The organism is Pseudoalteromonas sp. P1-25 (assembly GCF_001401805.1).
In the GTDB taxonomy this organism is placed as follows: Bacteria; Pseudomonadota; Gammaproteobacteria; order Enterobacterales; family Alteromonadaceae; genus Pseudoalteromonas.
Map to the genome: position 1 here is coordinate 69,981 of NZ_LKDW01000017.1, position 20,961 is coordinate 90,941.

Below are 20,961 nucleotides of genomic sequence, written 5' to 3' on the forward strand. Positions count from 1 at the left end.
CCCCCTATATTGAGTGAAACACACTGATTGAAACATTATTTAACTTCATTTTTTTAAACATATTGTTTCCCTCTAGTACTGAATGCTTTGTTAAAATACTTAAAACATAGCTGATCCACTCCACAGTAGGTACTACTGTCTTATACAAGTAGCTTGGGTTTGTACTCAGTAACTTTTTATAATTCGCTTCAAATTCATATAGATAATTTTTCATTTTAAAAACAGTTAAAGGGCTATCAATTACATAAATATGATCAAACCTTTCAGTGTCTTGTTTTTTGTCAGGAGATAAAACACCAACTTCATTAATTCTTCCTTTTTGCTGATTTGTTACTACCTTTAATCTCATAATCATTTCATGACTTTTTCGAGATATGTGTTCAGTAACGTCATAAAACTCTTCATTGAACCTAGATACTTCATTTTCATCAAATTCTTCAGCTAAATTAAAAACATTATTTATTAAATCAATCATCACATTACGTGTAATTCGACCAGAAGCATTTATCCATTCTTCGTTCTCTGCATTTAAATAATGCATTTTTTCGGTTCTGTTGGTGTGAGAATTTCTATTAGTCAAATAATATAATGTATATGGATCACTAAAAGCATGAACAGCTGAGTTTTTTATCGCTTTAAGCCCAAAAAGAACACTATGGCATAACGAACCAGACTCCCTAGCTAACACTTCTCGTTCTGATAGTGGCTTTTTAGTTATAGCTAGATGGTTGCTATTTGAGTGAACACCATTTTTAATTAACTTTATTAATACTTCAGAAATAACAGGAGGGATGTTTCCACTATGTAAATGTGTTTTCTGTATTACATCTTTAATGAAATCAAGATTTAAAAGCTCGAACAAAACACCGGATAAAGAGTAAAAGCCGTCAAATATTCCAGGTATGCTTGAGCTAAGCTTAACAAGACTCCCATCACCGCATTGATTTATAAAGCTATATAAAGCCTTCCCTGTTACCAATTTTGTAGATATAGAATGTGTTGTATGTATAGAATTTGCTCTTCCTTTAAAGTACTCACACTCAATGTGGGTTACTCGGCCTCCAATTTTAAGGTAACGGAAAGAATTTTTACTTAACTTCCCAATATCTGATGGTTGGACCGCAAAGCTTGCCATCAACCATGAAAAAAATAAATTTTCAATTTCTGATATTGGTAAGTTCTGGGTATCAGAACAAAGTTGTTTTAATTCATTAAGTCCGAATAATGGACTACTTGCTCCAGCCATAGAGAAACTCTCAGAAAGAAAGGAGTTACTTAACTGACCTTTAGTAGGCCCTTTAGTTGAAATAAAAAGTCGATTTAATTCTATTTCACTGTCTAAAGCAGGTAGGATTCTTACAAAACTCTTTTTATTACTTGTATTAGCTAATAAAACAAGTATTAAGGCATTTCGGAGTTTAGGTTCTTTTTCTTTCAGACGGTGATATTTATACAGTAAGCAAAATATTGACCGCCCTGTAAAAGATTTTTTATAGTATTTAACATTCTTATTTGGGCCTAGCATTTTGAAATCGTACAAAGAGAAATCAGATAGTTCTAAAAACCTTTTTAGAGCTAGCTTACATTCATAAAGCTCTATTATTATTGACGACGCTGTAGCTCTTAGTGAACGAATGGTTATTTTTGGCGATGCAAGAACCTGGTATAATTGATTACCAATTCCAATATCATCATTTCTTAGCCAGTCTAACTCACCAAAATAACCAGCTAACGAAATTTGCTTCTTATTGAAATTCGGACTTACTTTAGTTTTATAAATTTCGAAAAGATATTGTAATTGCTCTGGCTCAACAGATGAGCTCAATTCACTTGATCTTTCTAAAGCATAAAATAAAACTGTTCTTAGCTTTCGAAGTGCGCTTTCGCCTCCATGATTATTCAAGGTATCAAAACGATAAGACTCGTATTCCTTTAGAACAGTATAAGGATTTTTTATTTTTGTGTTGTTTAACCACTCTACAAAAAGGTGAGCTGAACCAGTGAAGCGATACTTTGCTGAAGGTGGGGCAAATTCATCTAAAAATGAATAATTATAAGAAGCAATAATAGCTTTAAAAATTAATCGTTTATATGCCCCACCTTTAATATCAAAAGAAATAACCCTCTCTGGTGTATTTTTTATCGCAGGTACAACAATCGAAGTAGCTGAGAGCGGATATCTGAAGCTTGCTGGTTCATTTGAGTTGGAATTTCTTCTTACTATTGATTCGTAATAGCTAGAGTTATGACTCGGTACTCTTTTCATATCATCCAAAGCTGCACTCCTTTAAAAGCTGCTCTTTTAGACCGCAGCTATGAATATATGATTTTGTTACTGAATTAGAAAATTGGCCATCAACTTTATGCCCTAGCCTGTTCGCAGTGGTTAAATAAATAGCCGATGTTGTTGTAATTGATTCATAATGTTTATTAGCTCCCTCACACAAATTATAAAATATATCAGTTCCAAAGGAGTGCCGAAGATGATGATAAACATTCGTGAACTCAATATTTTGATATGATCTATAAACTTCTGGATTATTTTGTATTTCCTTAATCACTTTATTGCGAGTCTTAGCAAAAGTATCGGTACCAAACTTTGTTGAAATACATCTTCCACGAGTCAGGTTAGTAGAATTTGAAACGAATAAATGATTTGAGTCTGTAAGAGGTCGTTCTAAACGAAAATACTGTTCCATTTTTTCTAATAAGTATCTAGGTATATATAGGAATCTAGAGCGGCTATATTTTGTATAGAGTGATGAGAGGTAATATTTGAACTCTTCTTTGTGCGGCTGCTTCTTCAGCTCCTTGAAAAGAGATAGCAATCCCTTGTATTTCTGAGTGCTTTCATTAAAGTCTTTAAGTAGAAACCCTTGATTTTCTTTAGAACGACACCCTAACTCACCTCCATTTCTCAAAATGATTTCTTCAAGTAAAGAGCTTGTACTTTGATAAATCAGCTCCCTTGTTTGAGGTAACAAATACTTCACACTTAAACTAGGTTTAGAGTTACTTCTCGCGATAGGGATATGGGAAGATTTGATGCCAATATTTTTATATTTATTGTCCAAAAAATACTGTAGCCAATTGTAATAAGCTTTTAAAGAGTTTACGGCTTGATTTGCAACAGCTTCGCTACTCTGGCATTCTGTTATAAGGTACTCATTAATATAGTCATTTATTAATTCCTGGGGCAAAGCTGTATGTATACTAAGAGTAATATTTCCTTCACCCTCGAACTTATCAACCCACTCTAAAAACCGCCCAAGATGATTACAAATTTTATAACTTGCATCTGCACCAATAAACACTTCTTCAAACACATTTTCAATTAGATCTGAGTTCCTATTTTTCCTCTTTATCAACTCTATTTTTTTACCTGCAACTTCTGTATAGCGAGCAAATAGGCAAGGAAGGAGTATAGGAACACTGTCACTATCTAGATAAATGTTGTGTTTATTTATTTTTTTATCACTGTATCTGTGCATCAATTAACTTACTTAGATAACTCTTTATCTAAAGTTAGCAGAAACAGGTTTACTTACAAATAAACCCCACAGATAACACCCTCGAGTTTAAAAGCAGTCCATGTCGATATGAATAAACTTTTTCATTACCACATAACAACTGTTTATTTATACAGCCATTATTAAGGATTCACTTTCATTAAGCAAGGTTAATAAAGCCAGTTTACTTGCTAAAGTAAAATCGCTAGTAAGTTTGGCGTTTAAATTAAGCAAGCTTTATACAGCTTTTAAAACGGCAGCTTAAAGCGCTTTTCTTTTTTAAAGCAATGTAGCCAAAAAACAAATTCCAATAAAAACCCCGCAGCTAAAAGCATGATACCGCCTGAAGCATTACCCATAGCGTAGCAAGCAAAAGATGCTATAAAAATTAAACTGGCTAAAGCCCAATTAATTATATTTTGCATGTGTGTTCTCGTGTGTGTGGTCTGTGTTAATTAACTGTAGTCCTAAAAATAAATAGGTACAATCATCTTATAAAAAAACATGGTATTTATTGTCTTGAGCTACAAACACCATATTGATAACCTGATTCATTTAAAACTAAGAGTACACATACATGCAAAGGTTCAAAGAACAGCACCCTATTCATACCGATATCACCGTCGCTTGGGCCGATATGGACGCCCTACAACATGTAAACAACGTGGTGTACTTGCGTTACTTTGAAATTGCGCGCATCGACTTTTTAAATAAAATAAACCAGTTTGATACGATAAAACCAGGTGACGTAGGTCCCGTTATTAGCGAAAACAACATTCGCTACAAGCGCCCTGTAACCTTTCCAGATACTTTAACCGTAGGTATTACTATTTCGGATATAAAAAGCGACCGCTTTATGATGAATTACTCTGTATATAGTCATGCACAGCAAGCTGTTACTACAACAGGCTACTCTCAAGTAGTTATGTTTGACTTTAAAACGGGGCAAAAGGCGGCGATCACTGAGCCATTATTATCGGCATTACACCAATTCGCTTAATTAAATAGTATGCGAGCTGGTATTAATAAGCCACACTCAAGATCTTACACAATTTAAGGATTTTACATGCAATACAGTCCGTTAGGCAGCAGCGGGGTTGATGTTTCAAGAGTATGCCTAGGTAGCATGACTTGGGGTAAACAAAATACCCAACAAGAGGCAGATGAGCAAATAGCCTATGCCTTAGCGCAAGGCGTTAATTTTATTGATACCGCCGAAATGTATGCCGTTCCTCCTTCACCAGACACTTACGGTAAAACAGAGCAAATTATTGGTAACTGGCTAAACCGCAACCAACAAAAACGCGGTGATATTGTATTGGCCACTAAAATTGCGGGCAACGGCTTGTCGTGGGTACGTGATGGCGGCGATATAACACGCAGCGCGGTCATTGAGGCTGTAGATAACTCCCTCAAGCGTTTACAAACCGACTACATAGATTTATATCAATTGCACTGGCCTAATCGCTCTACCCCGCATTTTGGCAGGCAGTGGCCAGGTAAACTTACTTTTAGTGACGTAAATACCGAGCAACAACAAGCTGGCATGCTAGATATTTTAGAAGGCCTTAATGAGTGCGTTAAAGCCGGCAAAATAAAATTTTGTGGTCTTTCAGATGACACGCCATGGGGCGTTAGCCAGTTTTTAAATTTAGCTAAAGCGCATAACTTACCGCGAATAGTTTCGATTCAGAACGAATTTAGCCTAGCGCACGCTAAAGATTGGCCCTACTTAATTGAGCAATGTATTCATGAAGACATTGCTTATTTACCTTGGTCGCCGCTTGCTGCTGGCCTACTAACGGGTAAATACCTAAACGGTGCACGCCCAGCGGGCTCGCGTTGGACATTTATGCAGCGAAACGGCATTTTCAGGGATACCCCTAACGCGCAAAAAGCAACGCAGCGCTATGTGGATTTGTCGCATGAAATTGGTATAACACCGGCACAATTAGCCCTTGCGTGGTGTAATCAAGTCGATGGCGTTACTTCATCAATTATTGGTGCGACTAATATGGCGCAATTAAAAGAAGATATTGACGCATTTAACTTAACTTTAAGCAATGACACCCTTGCTGAAATTGGCGCAATTTTTAAAGATTACCCGCAGCCATACTAAAGCAAAATAATAGGCGGTTTAATTACTGCCTATTCCGTTGTTAAATTTGAACATATGCAAAGTAAAACTATACTAAAGTTAACTTAAATGGATTATTTTTAGTGGGTTATGCTTAAAAATATAGTTTTATTTTGCGTTGTACTGGGTGGCTTTTCACATTACGGGTACGCTGACAATACACACCCAATTGAAGAAATTGTGTGGTTACAAAGTTACACGCCTCCGTTTCATATAGATAAAGACTCACACGCCCCTCAGGGTGGGGTTTGCGATAATCTCACAGAGCAACTCATCCAAACTATTGATGATGTAAAACACACGCGCTTAATTGTGCCGCAAGAGCGAATTAATAAGCACTTAAATGAAGGCGATAATGTGTGCTTTCCGTGTGTGATTCATAAAAAAACAGCTAATGATGTACTACAGTTTTCTACCCCAACAACGGTATACCCGCCCTTTTCGGTTTTAACCACGCAAAAACTGGCAGCAGAAATACAAGCTCGACACGGGAACCCTATTAAACTTATTCATTTATTGTCGGACGAGCAATATGTATATGGTCAAGCGGCGGCGCGCAAGTTTACTTCAGAAATTAATAAAATAATCGAAAATACCACGGTGTATCGTAAAGCATCGCTGAGCTGGAGTAGCGAAAATGAAAGCCAAGCAGTGATTGCTCGATTAAGCCGCGGCTTTTTAGATTACACAATAGACTACCCGTTTCTGGGAGATTATTTTGTAAATCACAGTCGATTTAAAAATATTGTCAGTGTACCAATAGAAGAAGACTCCCGAAAATTTGTTTTAGGAGCGATAGGATGTGCAGTAAGAGCGCCAAATAACTTTGCTACCAAAGCGCTTGATAAAATAAATAAAGCGCTACATAAGCAGGTATTACACTCGCCTGCTTATATAAATAGTCAGCGTTTTTGGTTAGAACAAAGTTTCCCTCAGTTTTCTAAGTATTACCAACAGCAAATACTTAACACGACTGAACCTGCCAACGTTGAGATAACAAACACGCCGAATTAGCATATAGGCTAACTGTAAATACACTGTTTGCAGGCACTTCCCCAACGCCTGCAGGTGTCCCGGTCATTATTACATCGCCATTTTCTAAGTGCATAAACTCATTAATTTCACTTAAAATATCTTTAGGCTTGTGTATCATAAATTGTGTATCACCTTGCTGAATAACTTTATCGTTAATTTTAAGCTCAAACGTAAACGCCTGCTCAGCATCCGCAATACTTACAAAGGGCGTTAGTAATACCGAGCCGTCAAATGCCTTCGCGCGCTCCCACGGTAACCCTTTATTTTTAAGCTTACTTTGCACAGTACGTTTAGTTAAATCTAACCCTAAACCGACGCCCGCTAACTCATTATTTTTAATAATAAAACACAGCTCAGTTTCAAAGTGCAGCGTGTCGTTATTATGCGTAGTAAATAAGGTATCCGTTATGGCACTATTTGGCTTATTAAACAATACCATTTGATCTGGTAGCTCATTATTAAGTTCGGCAATATGTGCGGTGTAATTACGCCCAACACACACTATTTTCGAGGGCGTTAATAACTCACTTTCTAGTTTAATTGACTGCATAAAATCACTTCTAAGTTACGTGGTGATCAAGGTTTCTAATAAGCTCAGATTAATCGGTTTTAAAAGTACATGATTAATATTTAAATCTTTAATCTGCTTAGGATCAGGCTCTGCACCACTAACAATCACTAAGCTTAAGTTAGGGTAACGTTCATTAATTTGCTTCCCTAAATCTACACCACGGCCGTCAGGTAAATGCATATCAAGCAATACCTTATCAAATTGCTGGTCATGATTTAGGGTTTGTAAACACTGTGCACACGTTGAGGTGATCACAGTTTCTACTCCTAGACTCTCTAGCAGTAACTGTGTAATTTGCGCAGCATCTTGGTCGTCTTCAACCAACAAAAATCGCTGTTTTTTCTCTACTACCGCTTTATCACTGTGTATGTTTTTAGCTTGAGGCGCGTGTTCTGGAGATACTAAAAAATCTTGTAAACACTGATACAAAGAGGAGCTATCAACGGGCTTAGGTATTACATCGTTAAAGCCGAGTGCGGCAAGCTCTTCGTGTATGCCTTTCATTGTTGCGGCTGTAAGCGCAATAATTGGGCCTGTGTAGCCCATTTTTCTAAGCTCTATGGTGGCTTCTTTCCCCCCCATTACAGGCATATGGATATCAATGAAGATGATATCGTATGGGGAGCGATACGCTTGTGCGATTCTTACTTTTTCAAGTGCTTGTTGGCCATGCTCTGCATAATCTACACGCGCACCACACGTGCTAATCATATGACCAACTAACATCCGTAAATCGCGTAAATCATCAACCACTAATACGCGGCCTGTTACTTTACACGGTGCAGATTTTGTCTGTAACTGCGAGCCACTACTAAAGTTTAATACTTGGCGTTCCACTTCACTAATATCGCCTGGGTACACTGAAATAGTAAAAGTAGAGCCTTCCCCCATTCTCGAGGTTAAATCAATACTGCCGTGCATACGCGTTAATAGCTCAGCACAAATAGCGAGCCCTAAACCAGCGCCGCCAACAGATCGAGATTCAACATCGGCTATTTGCTCAAAGGGTTTAAAAATGAGTGCTTGTTTTTCAGGGGCAATCCCCATACCTGAGTCTTTAATACTAAAAAATAGCATCTCTTGCCCTTCAACCCACTCGGTCCAAGCACTAACTACAATTTCGCCTTTTTCAGTAAACTTAACCGCATTATTGATTAGGTTAATGAGTATTTGACGTACGCGGGTGGCATCAAGTCTCACAATAAGCGGTAAAGGCTGTAGAGACTCAAAGCGAAGCTTTAAGCCTTTATCAAGCACAGATACACGCATTAAGGTGTAAACATCAGCAAGCATGCTATCTAAGTTTACTTCACTTAATGTAAGCTCTAATTTGTCAGCAGCAATTTTAGATAAATCGAGCACGTCATTTAACAAGCTCAGTAGGTGTTTACCGTTTCGGTAAATAACCCCTAATTCGTTCTCGGCCTGTTTGCTAAAGTCACTTTGCAGCAATAGCTCTGTGTAACCTAATATAGATGAAAGCGGGGTACGTAATTCGTGGCTTAAGTGGGCTAAAAACCTATCTTTTGAGCGGTTTTCAGCTTCGGCTTTTAAACGCTCTACTCGCTCGCCTTCAACATCTTTACGTGCCAGCGCATAACGTATAGCACGGGCAAAACGGCTCGAGCTCATTTCTGTTTTTATAAGGTAATCTACAGCACCGGCATCCAGCGCTGCGGAGTCTAATTCATCATTAGATTGCCCCGTAAGCATAATAATTGGCCCGCTAAACCCATTAGCAATGGCTTTTTTTAATACACTTAGCCCATTTGAGGCACCTAATCGGTAGTCAAGCAAGCATATATCGTGCTCGTTTTTACTTAATATGCTTATTGCCTGCTCAGGAGAGCTTATCCAATCTATGTCAAATGTATGTGAATCTAACTGGTCTAAGTAGTCGCGTGTAAGGATGTAATCATCTTCATCATCTTCTACTAAAAGTAAGCGAGTCACTTTATCTAACATGCTATCTCCTTTCAATGGCATTTAATAAGCCCCTATTTAGGGGCTTATTGTTGCTACTTATACCAATTCGTATGATTAAGTATTATTGCGGATTGGTATTATTTAGTCGTTAAACGTTGTTGGCAGCTCTACAAATTCAACCCAGTATTTTCCTAGGGTTTTCATTAAATCAACCAAGCCATCAAACGTTACCGGTTTCGTTATGTATGAAGCTGCGCCTAGATTGTACCCTTTAACCATATCTTCTTCTTGCTTAGAGGTGGTTAAAATAACAACAGGTATACCTTTAAGGTTAGGGTTTGCTTTAATAGCCTCAAGTGCTTCACGGCCATCCATGCGCGGCATGTTTAAATCAAGCAAAATCAGACCAGGGCGTGGCGATGAGCTTTTATCTTCAAACTTACCCTTTCGCTCTAAGTACTCTAATAATTCAACCCCATCTTCCACAAAATGCAGCTCGTTTAGTACACGGCTTTCAGCCAGCGCATCTTGCGTAAGTAGGCGATCGTCCTCGTCATCATCAGCCATTAATATTGTAATAGGTTTCACTTTTGAATACGGCATCTAAGCCTCTCCTTGAAGTGTGAAAAGCGTTGTTTCCACAGGTAATTTTATTATGAAGGTTGCCCCTTCACCGTCTTTACTATGAGCGGTAATTATCCCACCATGCCGCTCAACTATACGCCTACAAACTGAAAGCCCAATCCCTGTGCCTTTATATTCCGAGCGCCCATGCAAGCGCTGAAATGGTACAAATATTTTATCAGCATACTCTTGTGAGAAACCAATACCATTATCTTTTATAGTGATAATTTGCCAGCCCACTTTTTCGTTATGATCTTCGCTAAACTCGTCTTTATACTCGTACGCTACGCTTATATGTGGCTCTTCACCTGGTTTTCTAAACTTAACAGCGTTAGATAGTAAGTTTAAAAATAGCTGCTGCATTTGGCTTTTATCGGCCTGAATAACTGGCAGTTCACCCACCTCTACTTGCGCATTACTTTCATTTATGGCGACCTCTAAATCACTTAAAATATCGTTCACTACGCCTTTTAAGTCAGTGTCGTCAAAGTCTTTACCTCGCGTTGTTACCCGCGAAAACTCTAGCAAGTCGTTAATAAGATTAGACATACGTTGTGCTGCATTTTTCATACGGCCTATATAATCGATGCCTTTTTCGCCCAGCTCATCTTTAAACATGGTTTCTAGGCGATCACTAAATGCTTGAATTTTTCGTAGTGGTTCTTGTAAGTCATGGCTGGCAACAAAAGCAAACTCTTCAAGCTCACGGTTTGAGCGGCTAAGCTCATCTGAATATAAGGTAAGCTCTTGGGTACGCTCAGACACTTTACTCGCAAGTGTTTCGTTTTGCCTTTCAAGTTCTTCGCGGTATTTAGCCTCATTTCTTAAATTTAGCCGTGTTAATACAAACATACCTATTATTAAAAGCGCACTGGTAACCGCTGTAATAGCAAAGGTGATTTTTGCCTCATTTTTTATTTGTGCCAACTTCGAAAAATGACTTACCTTAAACAACAGTTCTCGGTCTTGAATATCATTAACTTTAGCGCGAATATCTTTGTACAGTTCTCGCCCTTTGTGCGTATTTAATAAATACAATGCACGGCGTTCTTTATCATTAGTGGCAAGTTTAACCGTTTTTTTAAGCTCGTTAATTTTAGCTTCGGTTAACACTAACAATTGTGCAATTCGTTCTGCTTGTCCATCAATTTCAGAATGTAGAGACTTTACATGCTGTATTTGCGATTCTATTTGCCCTATCGCATCGTAATAAGGCATTAGGTAGTCATCTTCTTCGGTGAGTAAGTAGCCACGCTGGCCAGATTCTGCCTGCACAATTGATAAATGAAGGCGCTCTATAGCATCTGCTAATAAGCTGGTATTATCCAAACTTTTTTGTGTTTGCGTTAATCCTTGAATAGTACTTAATGCTAAAAATGCATTACCTACCACTATGCATAGTACTATCGCGATAAAAGCGGCCCACGTTATATTCGTTTTACCCTGCTGCTTTTGCTTACTCATTATATGTAAATACCTAATTTTAAATGGCTACTTATTATTAAAATCAGTAATGTTTTGTAAGCTTTCGCTACATTGCTGACAGTTTGAAATTATTTTATCGAGTGCTGCTAACGCTTTGTCTTTTGGCATATCGTTTTCTAACACCAGCTTAATAAGCTCTGCATTCATAGAAATTCTATTTAGCGGCGCTCTTGCATCGTGTACCAGTTTATTTAGCGTATTTACTTCTTTTTCCTCACTCATATTACTTCCTATACTTTTTTAACCTGAACTCTGGTTAACAAACTTACTAAAATATTAAATTACAGTAATCACCAAATTTACTTTCTCTAGCCAGAGATTTTCAATGAAAACAAGGCAAATTTACGCGTCAATAGCTGGCCTATTGCAAAAAATTTCAACGTAGTTAACGTTGAAAATAGCTGCTAGAGATAGGTTTATTATTTACAGTTCAGGTTATTTATATTCTCCAATTCCACCGTATGCGTTTAATCGGTTATACAACGTTTTTGTGCTGATCCCTAGCATTTGCGCAGCGAGTGTTTTATTCCCTTGCACTTTATCTAGCGTGGCGTGAATTAGCTCTTTTTCAACTTCTTCGATTGTTTGCCCAGCCGAAACATGGTTGTCTGCTGCTTGCGTATTTACCCGCGAAAACGGCGACTCTAAGCTATCTGGTAAGGTAATTTCACTTGTCTGCGGATCGCTCATAATAAAGGCACGATGAATAGCATGGCGCAGTTCACGTACATTACCCGGCCACTCGTATTGCTGAAGCTCTTTGAGTTGCTCATTATGCCAATAAAACGCAGTGCCATTTTCATCGTTAAGCTGTTCTAAAAAAGCTTTAGCAAGCAATGGTATATCTTCTTTTCGTTCACGCAGTGCGGGTATATCTATAGGGAAAACCGCAAGTCTAAAATAAATATCTTCACGAATAACATTATTTTGTGCCAGATCAGTCAGTGAACGGTTAGTAGCAGAAATAACGCGGCAGTTTATAGGCAATTCACGATTGCCACCTACGCGTGTTACCTTTTTAGTTTCAAGCACACGCAGTAAGTTTGGCTGCATATCAATAGGCATTTCAGTGACTTCATCTAAAAATAATGTGCCGCCATCAGCTTGCTCAAATACCCCTTCTTTACGGGCAATTGCACCAGTAAACGCCCCTTTTTCATGGCCGAATAGTTCACTACCGATTAGCTCTTTAGATAAAGCACCACAGTTGCTTGCCACTAAAGGACCCTCGCATTGGCTAGCATTATGAATAGCCTGCGCAACCACCTCTTTACCAGCACCGCTTTCACCCATTAGCATTACATTAGCATTGGTTTTAGCTACACGCTCAATCATGGTGTAAAGCTTTTGCATTGGCGCTGATTCACCAATTAGACTATTAAAGTGGCGTGTAATAGCTGGAGCTTTTGTCTTTTTAACTGTTTTTTTAGGGCCGTTTAATACCAGCTCTAGGTCTTCGCGTTGTAGTGGCTTTAATAAATGCCCAACATCTTGCTCGCACATATCTGCCAAAATCCCTTTTACTGAAGGGTGGCCAGAAATAAGCGTTACTTTAGGAGACTGTCCAATCATTTTTAAATGATCAAGCAAATGAAGGCCACTGCCATCTGGCAGCATAAAATCGAGCAACACATGATCAAAGGTATTATTTTCAAACCATTGATGCGCTTCTTTTAAGCTGGTTGCAGTACAAATGTTGTGTCCGAGGAATTCGACAATGTGGCAAACAACGTCACTAAATTCAACGTCATCGTCGACTAAAAGTATGTTTAACATGATAAATCCCTATGCTTTTCTTGTTATTCTACGCGCCCTATTATGCAAATAAAAGGGGCGACAAGAATCTCTAAAAAATGATTAAACTATTGAGTCTTTTAACGTTTAATTTTAATAACCAAGTATGTACGTACACTTAAGCCATATCGATCATAATTTTTTTAGAAATTATAATTATTTTCATTACTCACCCATTATACCAGCTGATACAATTTTAACGTCATAAAAAGGAGACAAAATGCAATTATTAAAAACCATGGTTCATCCTGGTATAAATTTAAACCAAGGCACTCAATTTACTCGCCGTACAGGCCGCGCTATTGTGATTAAAGATGCACATATTTTATTAATGTATACCCGTCGCTACGAAGACTACAGCTTACCCGGCGGCGGTGTGGATGAAGGTGAAACCCTAGAGCAAGGGTTAATAAGGGAGCTTAGCGAGGAAACTGGCGCGCAAAATATACAAATTATTAAACCGTTTGGGTTATACGAAGAATACCGCCCTTGGTATAAAGACGACTTTGATATTATACATATTCAGTCGTATTGCTATCTATGCGATGCAGACAAAGCACTTGGTAAAGCACAGCTTGAACATTACGAGCAACAAAATGGTATGACGCCTAAATGGGTTAATATTCACGACGCCATTGCACACAACGAGCGCACAATCAGCCTTAGCGACAAACAAGGGTTGTCTATCATTCGTGAAACTTATCTACTAAAACAAATAGCACAGCAACTGTTTAACTAAGGCTGTAAAAATTGCATAAAGCAGTATTTTTTACTGCTTGCTCATTACTTAGTTTTAATTTTCGCCACATCATAAAACTTAAAGACATTACTATTCAAATACTTAAGCTAAATTTTGCTTTATAAAACAAACTGGCTTTGTGTTTGCACCCTTACCGATAACTAATTTGTAAGGAGATAAAAATGAGTAACACAGTTAAAACGATTAATCCCGCAACTGAGCAAACCATTGATACCTACACACTGCTTTCTCAAGAAGAAGCTGAACAGGTAGTCGAAAAATCTCACGAAACATATTTAAAATGGCGTCAAACTTCATTTACCGAACGTGCTAAATGTTTAAATAAATTAGCCTCTTTATTTGAAGAGCAAAAAGAATCTATTGCTAAATTAATGACCGAAGAAATGGGTAAAGTGTACGAGCAAGGCTTTCAAGAAATTGAACTGTGCGCTGGTATTTGTCGTTACACAGCCGAAAACGGCCCACAAGTACTTGGCGATGAAGAGCGCGATATGGATGGCGGCCGCGCTATTATTAGCTACCAACCAACGGGCGTATTATTAGGTATTCAGCCTTGGAACTTCCCGCTTTATCAAGTAATTCGTTACAGTGCTGCTAACATTATGGCTGGTAACACGACCGTCCTTAAACATGCGGGCAATGTATTTGGCATGGCAGAGAAAATCGATAGCTTATTTAAACAAGCGGGCTTCCCTGACTATTGCTTTAGCAACTTACTGATTGATGGCAAAACTGCCAGCGCGCTTATTTCGCACAAAGCAATCAGCGGCGTAACCTTTACAGGCAGTGATGGCACGGGTAAAAAAGTAGCCGAAGAAGCCGGCAAGCACGTTAAAAAAACAGTGCTTGAGCTTGGCAGCAACGATGCCTACTTAGTTCTTGATGATGCCGATTTAGACCTTGCTGTTGAAACCTGTGTTACAGGGCGCATGATCAACAACGGCGAAACTTGCGTATCGGCAAAGCGCTTTGTGGTTATAGAGTCTTTATATGATGACTTTAAAGAAAAAATTAAAGCGCAATTTGAAGCATTAAAAATGGGCGACCCGATGGCTGAAGATACAGACCTAGGCCCAATGGCTCGTGAAGATTTACGCGATAAAATTCACGACCAAGTAATGCAATCTGTTAAAGCCGGTGCAAATGTAGTTACAGGTGGCGAGGTACCTTCGCAAACAGGTTACTACTACCCACCGACTATTCTTGATAATTTATCGCCGGGCATGCCAGCATACGACGACGAATTATTTGGCCCTGTAGCCTCGCTCATTAAAGCAAAAGACAACGACGATGCAATGCGCATCGCTAACGACTCTCGCTATGGTTTAGGCGGTGGTATTTTCTCCAAAGACGAGAAAAAAGCCATAGAACTGGCTAAAAAGCACTTTGATACCGGTATGATCAACATTAACGGTTACGGCCTTGCCCAACCCAACCTACCGTTTGGTGGTGTTAAAGAAAGTGGCTACGGCCGAGAGCACGGCGGCTTTGGTATGCGCGAATTTGTGAATATCAAATGCATTATGATTAATAGCTAATTTAGCTACACACGAAAAATACGCGTATTAAAAGAGTATTTATACGCGTTTTAAAAATGTTATTAAGCCTAAAGGTGAGCAATCACTTTTAGGCTTTTTTATGCGCGAATCTGCAGGTTTTATGCACTTATATTCCTATCCAACAAGTGTATTTAAAGCCATAAACACAGTGAGAAAATTAAAACTAAGCTGACAATTGATATAGAAAAACTGATACTAAGATTAGAGTTCAGATAGGCTAGGCAGGTAAGAGCGATGTGCAACCGGTAGGTAAACTCGTTGTGAACATAACCTCATTAGGGTATTTAATCAGTAACGCCTCGCACCAGTGGCCGGCCGTAGGACGATTCGTATGTTCAGGGCAAGATCGGTCATTAACGGCCATTCAATCCCTATATAGGTAACCCACTGCACGCGAGCGTTTCAACGGGTTACTTGTCCGCCTCGAGTTACAGGGCCATGGACTATTACCGTCGACGAGATCGGCTCACCGTCCCGGCTCCATTCTCCGTGATCGTTCGCGTTAAGCGTGACGGTCACCGTGTTCTCACCCGGTTGCATCAAGCTGCCGGGTAAATGGAACCACATCGAATATGCCCGCGCGATCTTCGCGCCGTTCAAGTAGATATGGGCGTGGCCTTCGTTGAAGACCGATTTGCGGTTGATCCGCGACGGGGTGAAGGTAAAGTTCTCTGTCAGAATTTGCACATTGTAGCCGTCCATCGCGTCGGGGAAGACAAGATGCGTCACCGTGGGCGCGGGCAGTTCGGCGGACACTTCACGGGGCGGATGGGAATGGCCGACCATGCCGCTCATAGTCATTTGCATCGGTGCCTTGGCAGTGTCCGATGCCCCATTTGTATCTTGAGCAAGCGGGAAAAGAGTCATCACGATCACCGCGACGGCGGCCCCGATAATGAGATAGGCGAGCTTTTCCATCGCGCGCTGCCTTATTGACCCGGAGGCGGGGGCAGAACCGCGCGCAATTCATCGACCGAAATGCCAAGGGCTTCCGCAGCCGCGTCGAGATCCGGTGGGCCATCGCCGAGGGCCTCGGTCAGGGCTGCCTCACTGACGCCCAATTTTTCGGCCACAGCTTTAAAGTCGGGGCGGCCGCCACGAGCAGCTATTTCGACCTCTCCATGATAGCAATCAATGGAATAGGGGGCTTCGTCCGCGGTCAGATGGTAGTGATAGATGCCATCGGAAAACTCGGGGGTGACGCCAAAATGCCCGCCGCATTCATCCAGATCGGCATTGGTCATCACGACACCGCCCTCCCCCTGATTGGCATACGCGGGAAACCCATCCTGCAACACGCCGATCATTCTCGAATGCTCCCCTCTTACGTCGACCTTGGAACTCAGGCAGATCGGTACGCCATGATAGTGGTAGGTTGTGCCGTCGCCCAGAGGGTGGCCGTTGCATTCATCCACAAATGCCGCGTGATCGTGGATGATTTTGTCGTCGAGAGCCACGATGGTCTGCTCCATATCCTCGTAGTCATTGAAGATGCGTGCCCCGTTGATGGCGAACCCGATCTCCCCCAACATTGTCTGGGTGGGCGTTTCAGAATAGACGGGCTGCGTGGTGATCGTCGTGTCGATGAGAGATGCCTCGATGTCGCCTGCATCAAGCGTCCAGAATGTCGCGTCCGGGTTGGTACTGAACGGCATCATACTAGGATCGTCCGGAACCAGATAGGCATCGGCTAAATAGGTTGAGGGGATGCCATCTGATTGGTAGCGGAACGTCCGCTCTTCGGGGTTCAGCGTGATGGTGACGTTGTCACTCCACTGCGCAGCCTTGATTCCGGCAGTGGTGTCAACGGCGAAACCAGACACATTCTGCGTGTCGGATGACGAAAAGTGCAGTACGCATACGGCAACCAGGACCGATGCGGCAGCTGTGATGTAAAGAGCTTTGTTCGACATTCTGGGTATCCTTTTATATTTGAAGTTCTACCAAATGCAAAGCCTCTGGCTCAGTTCTCATCTAGATTGCGGCAGCTGTGCGGCGTCGCGCAACTCCGAGCCCAGCACCTTGCCCCCATGCCGGTTCCGCAGTCTTAATGTCAACGTGGTGAGCGCTTCGTTATCACGCCAGGCGGCGTGAACCTCAACAAGCGTGACCTGGCTCACCGCACGCTTCGTTGCGATAGGCTCGTTGTCTATCGCATAACAATTTTATAGTGCGCCATTCATGCATCTTCCTGCCGAGGTTACGCGCATGTGCATGTATTACTAAAACTATTTTTAACAAAAAATGTAATGCAATGCCAACTATAATATTTTTATTAACACTAAAGGTATTCAGAAAAAGAAGATACGCTCATCGTTCATTTTTTTGAATATATGCGCGAGCTACACAGTGTGGAAATCAATTAACTCTTATTTTAAGTCAAACTCAATGTTTAGCTATTTCTGAAAAATAGATATTAGGGCATTTATTCCAACTCACTTTGGGGCAGAAACGAGTTAAACCGGAAAGGCAACTCCACGCCCAGACCCACTCAACTGCATAAAATATTGATCATAAGGCAAGGTATTTTACTGTGTCGGATGGCGCTTCGCTTATCCGACCTACACAAGCTGATGAAGTACCATGAGTTAAACTTGGGCGTTCAAGTTTAAACATATTCAACTAACAGCTAATAGCTAAAAACTAATAGCTATCACTTCTTCTCAAACCTTGGCACCTTTCGCTTATCGGCTTTGCTCATAGCAAGCTCTTGAATTTCTTCTTGCTTAAGCTCTTTTGGTTTATCTTCTAATGATTGCTGCTTGGCGTTTTCAAACACCAGTTCGGTAAGTAATGCAAAATGATCAGAGCCATATTTAGCAAGGCGCTTAATGCGTTTTGCTTTAAAGCCTTGGCTGTGAAATAAATGGTCAAGCGGCCAGCGCATAAAAAAGTAACTTGCGTGAAAGGTGTTGTAAAAGCCACGGCCTTTACGTGGGTCTAAAAAACCACTTATTTGCATAAATAAACGCGTGCTGCGCGACCAAGCTACGTCGTTTAAATCGCCGGCTACAATGGTCGGGCGTGATGGATTTTTAAGTGCTTTTGCCACCATTATGAGCTCCGAGTCGCGTGGGCGCGATGAGTCTTCTTCAGTAGGGCTTGGTGGCGCGGGGTGTATAAAGTGCCCTTGCATTTCAAGGCCTTCATTGTTTTCGAACAATATATGAATTGAAGGTATATCGTCTTCAATGAGCTCACATATTTGCGCATCAAGGATTTTAAATTTACTGTATAGGTGCATGCCATAACGGTTGTCTTTTGGGCACTCTATAAAGTATGGGTAGTTTTTTTTAAGAACAGCTAATTTGTTTTCCCACCAGCTATCGCTTTCAAGAGTTATCAACAAATCAGGCTGGTGCTTATCAACTAGTGAGATTAGTTGCTCACTATTGTGGTTTGACATAAGTACATTAGCCGACATGATTCTTACACTGTGATCTTCGCTCACTGAGGCGGTTTTAACTTCTTTTTTAGCAAGCCAAGTGTAAGGAAATATCCATTTCCCTTGTAATATCATGGTTAGTAATGCGGTTAAAGCAGTATACAAGTACCCGCTATTGCCGCTTTGCCACAGTAAATACAACGACACGACTGCAACAGCGCTAGCTATATAAAATACCTGAAGTCGGACAAAGTCGCAGCTGCGCACTAAATAGTGCTGACTGTACGACATAGGTAACAAGGTCACTAATAAAAAAAAGCCAATGATTAGAGCCAGTGCAATGAGCATTTAAATATCCTTATAAAGTGTACTTAACGAGTTAGAATTGAAAGTATTTCTCGGGTGTCGTGCACCATATGAATAATTGTACGGTCAATTTTTATACTTACTGTACCATTATCTCTGGAGCGTTCAATAACGCGGCCTTTTTTATATACATTGCGATCTAGGTAATCGCCTTTGTGGTAACGCTTACTTAGCCCTGGTGGTGTCCAACCAGCACGTACTAATTTTTTGTGCTGCTTTTTAGATAGTTTATTGCTGCTTTTATAGTTGTGCTGCTGATGTTTATGGTGGCCGTTTTTATGGCCGTGATTGTCTTTATTGGGCTTTGCCTGGGCATTAATGCTAACCAAGGCGCCTGCTAAAAATACAGTGAATAAAAACGCTTTCATAAATAATCTCTAATAAAGTTAATGACTAAAGATTATCAAACACGGCTGAACATCGTATGAAACTTAAAAATAGCTTTTATCGCTGCTTATACTGTGTTTTACAGTGGCTGCGCATTATGGCTGGGTCTCGTAATTTTAAATGCTTTGTTTTACGCCCTGCATGACGTTTACGCCACACTTTAAAACTGCCCTTTGAAATGTGCCCCCTCATAAACGATACAAGCTGTGAATAATTAAGTCCGTATAACTGCTCTATAGCCTCAAAGGGAGTTCTGTCTTCCCACGCCATTTCTATGATTCGCGATTGTTGCTCTGCGTTAAACATGGTTATCTCTTAAAAATTTAAACTTATACGAGAAGAAAAAATACATAGATCATCACCTCGAGGGCGAATATCACTGTATAATAAACACACTAACATAAGAAAAAATTGGATTTATATTTATGCGCACATTACTGCTGCTTTTAGCTTTTAGTTTTTCTTCGCTATTATTAGCCGCGCCAAATAAAACGCTACGCTGTGCAACGACTCACTACCCGCCTTTTACAATTTACGATACCCAAACGCGCACTTTTACAGGCATAGATATAGACTATTTAACTTTTATAGAGCGTAATTTAGGTGTAACCATTGAGGTGGTACATTTACCGTGGGCACGTATAAAAAAAGAAATAAAGTTAGGCTACTACGATTGCTACTTTTCGTTGGCAAATAATACTGAGCGAGCACAATATTTAGAATTTACTAATGAACCACTACACACCACCCAATTTGGTTTATTTAGCACAGAAAAAGAAAACCTTAATAATGACTTATCAAATTCACGTATTGCTATGCTAAGAGGCGTTAAATTACCCAGTGTACTGGCAAAAGAATATAATCTTAAACAAAGCAACTTTATGCATTCACTTTCAACCAAAGCCACGTTTGATTTGCTTGATAAACAGCGTGTTGACTACGCAATTACTAATTATCAAGCCGGTTTATGGTACTCAAAAGGCTATAAAAACATACATGCTAAGCAGCTTGAAGGGTACGCCCTGCCTGTTTATATTGCTTTTAAGCACGGCGTAGTCGATACCACACTCGTTGATGAACAAATAAAACGCTATAAAGCGCAATTCGGTGTACGCTAATGAAGGTAGCCCATGTTAACTAAATTACCAAAATGGGTTGAGTATGGCGCGTTTGCATTAGGGCGTGTTGATCTTTGATGGTTGAATTTGCAGCAGTATGTTTGGTTTTTAGGCAAGGCAGAGCCTATGAAGTGTGGTTACTCCCCATAAATAGGTGATAACGCAGCATAAATGCCAAACATGCGCTGCCCTTTGGGTTCTGCCTAGGGGCGACAAACTCTTTGTTGCCTACATGGATGTAGGTAAGGGGCGTGAGCAGGACGCGGAAGCTTTGCTCGGTTTTTACTTAGCCCACTAGGTTACAA

At 40.2% G+C, this 20,961-nt stretch carries 19 protein-coding genes; 6 read left to right on the plus strand and 13 right to left on the minus strand.

Annotated elements, in window-relative coordinates:
* Positions 1-4: 4 nt before the first annotated feature.
* Both AN393_RS11895 and AN393_RS11900 read right to left on the minus strand, forming a co-directional pair.
* Positions 5-2,275: a hypothetical protein gene (locus AN393_RS11895; protein WP_055018176.1), complete on the minus strand. Its 2,271-nt coding sequence runs from the start codon at positions 2,273-2,275 to the stop codon at positions 5-7.
* Entirely contained in the window at positions 2,268-3,491 is a 1,224-nt protein-coding gene (locus tag AN393_RS11900; protein WP_055018177.1) for a hypothetical protein, read from the minus strand. Before AN393_RS11900 ends, AN393_RS11895 begins: the two co-directional genes overlap by 8 nt.
* A gap of 595 nt (positions 3,492-4,086) precedes the next feature.
* Here AN393_RS11900 and AN393_RS11905 point away from each other — a divergent pair.
* The 3 genes from AN393_RS11905 to AN393_RS11915 all read left to right on the plus strand — a co-directional run bounded on the left by AN393_RS11905 (position 4,087) and on the right by AN393_RS11915 (position 6,660).
* Entirely contained in the window at positions 4,087-4,509 is a 423-nt protein-coding gene (locus AN393_RS11905; protein WP_055018178.1) for a thioesterase family protein, read from the plus strand.
* 66 nt (positions 4,510-4,575) lie between these two features.
* A complete protein-coding gene (locus AN393_RS11910) occupies positions 4,576-5,628 on the plus strand; it encodes an aldo/keto reductase (RefSeq protein WP_055018179.1) in 1,053 nt (350 codons plus the stop codon).
* Between the two features lie 108 nt (positions 5,629-5,736).
* A complete protein-coding gene (locus tag AN393_RS11915; RefSeq protein ID WP_055015310.1) occupies positions 5,737-6,660 on the plus strand; it encodes a hypothetical protein in 924 nt (307 codons plus the stop codon).
* On the opposite strand, the gene AN393_RS11920 is transcribed toward AN393_RS11915, so the two are convergent.
* From AN393_RS11920 to AN393_RS11945, 6 genes are all read right to left on the minus strand, one after another.
* The gene (locus AN393_RS11920) at positions 6,611-7,231 is read right to left on the minus strand and encodes a fumarylacetoacetate hydrolase family protein (protein WP_055015309.1); all 621 of its coding nucleotides are present in this window, start codon (positions 7,229-7,231) and stop codon (positions 6,611-6,613) included. The genes AN393_RS11915 and AN393_RS11920 overlap by 50 nt on opposite strands.
* 15 nt (positions 7,232-7,246) lie before the next feature.
* Positions 7,247-9,217, minus strand: coding sequence for a hybrid sensor histidine kinase/response regulator (locus AN393_RS11925; RefSeq protein ID WP_055018180.1), 1,971 nt, complete (start codon positions 9,215-9,217; stop codon positions 7,247-7,249).
* Between the two features lie 102 nt (positions 9,218-9,319).
* Positions 9,320-9,781 (minus strand): response regulator, encoded by a 462-nt coding sequence (locus AN393_RS11930; protein WP_055015307.1) that lies wholly within the window; start codon positions 9,779-9,781, stop codon positions 9,320-9,322.
* Positions 9,782-11,266: an ATP-binding protein gene (locus AN393_RS11935; protein WP_055018181.1), complete on the minus strand. Its 1,485-nt coding sequence runs from the start codon at positions 11,264-11,266 to the stop codon at positions 9,782-9,784. It abuts the gene before it with no gap.
* 27 nt (positions 11,267-11,293) lie between these two features.
* Positions 11,294-11,509, minus strand: a complete 216-nt coding sequence (locus AN393_RS11940; RefSeq protein WP_055015305.1) for a histidine kinase — start codon at positions 11,507-11,509, stop codon at positions 11,294-11,296.
* A gap of 213 nt (positions 11,510-11,722) precedes the next feature.
* Entirely contained in the window at positions 11,723-13,063 is a 1,341-nt protein-coding gene (locus AN393_RS11945; RefSeq protein WP_055018182.1) for a sigma-54 dependent transcriptional regulator, read from the minus strand.
* A gap of 238 nt (positions 13,064-13,301) precedes the next feature.
* On the opposite strand from AN393_RS11945, the gene AN393_RS11950 reads away from it, so the two are divergent.
* Together AN393_RS11950 and AN393_RS11955 are read left to right on the plus strand one after the other, a co-directional pair.
* Positions 13,302-13,820 (plus strand): NUDIX hydrolase, encoded by a 519-nt coding sequence (locus AN393_RS11950; protein WP_055015303.1) that lies wholly within the window; start codon positions 13,302-13,304, stop codon positions 13,818-13,820.
* 182 nt (positions 13,821-14,002) lie between these two features.
* The gene (locus tag AN393_RS11955; protein WP_055018183.1) at positions 14,003-15,379 is read left to right on the plus strand and encodes an NAD-dependent succinate-semialdehyde dehydrogenase; all 1,377 of its coding nucleotides are present in this window, start codon (positions 14,003-14,005) and stop codon (positions 15,377-15,379) included.
* A 423-nt stretch (positions 15,380-15,802) separates the two neighbouring features.
* Here AN393_RS11955 and AN393_RS11960 read toward each other — a convergent pair whose 3' ends face one another.
* From AN393_RS11960 to AN393_RS11980, 5 genes are all read right to left on the minus strand, one after another.
* Positions 15,803-16,318 carry a hypothetical protein gene (locus AN393_RS11960; RefSeq protein WP_055018184.1) on the minus strand — a complete coding sequence of 172 codons (516 nt, stop codon included), beginning with the start codon at positions 16,316-16,318 and terminating at the stop codon, positions 15,803-15,805.
* An 11-nt stretch (positions 16,319-16,329) separates the two neighbouring features.
* The gene (locus AN393_RS20570; RefSeq protein ID WP_055018185.1) at positions 16,330-17,313 is read right to left on the minus strand and encodes a YHYH protein; all 984 of its coding nucleotides are present in this window, start codon (positions 17,311-17,313) and stop codon (positions 16,330-16,332) included.
* 740 nt (positions 17,314-18,053) lie between these two features.
* Positions 18,054-19,133 carry an endonuclease/exonuclease/phosphatase family protein gene (locus tag AN393_RS11970; protein WP_055018186.1) on the minus strand — a complete coding sequence of 360 codons (1,080 nt, stop codon included), beginning with the start codon at positions 19,131-19,133 and terminating at the stop codon, positions 18,054-18,056.
* A 23-nt stretch (positions 19,134-19,156) separates the two neighbouring features.
* Complete coding sequence (locus tag AN393_RS11975) at positions 19,157-19,519, minus strand: hypothetical protein (protein WP_055015298.1); 363 nt, start codon at positions 19,517-19,519, stop codon at positions 19,157-19,159.
* Positions 19,520-19,595: 76 nt separating this feature from the next.
* Entirely contained in the window at positions 19,596-19,844 is a 249-nt protein-coding gene (locus tag AN393_RS11980; protein WP_055015297.1) for a TIGR03643 family protein, read from the minus strand.
* A 119-nt stretch (positions 19,845-19,963) separates the two neighbouring features.
* Here AN393_RS11980 and AN393_RS11985 point away from each other — a divergent pair, with 119 nt between their 5' ends.
* Positions 19,964-20,656: an ABC transporter substrate-binding protein gene (locus AN393_RS11985; protein ID WP_055018187.1), complete on the plus strand. Its 693-nt coding sequence runs from the start codon at positions 19,964-19,966 to the stop codon at positions 20,654-20,656.
* Positions 20,657-20,961: the final 305 nt, after the last annotated feature.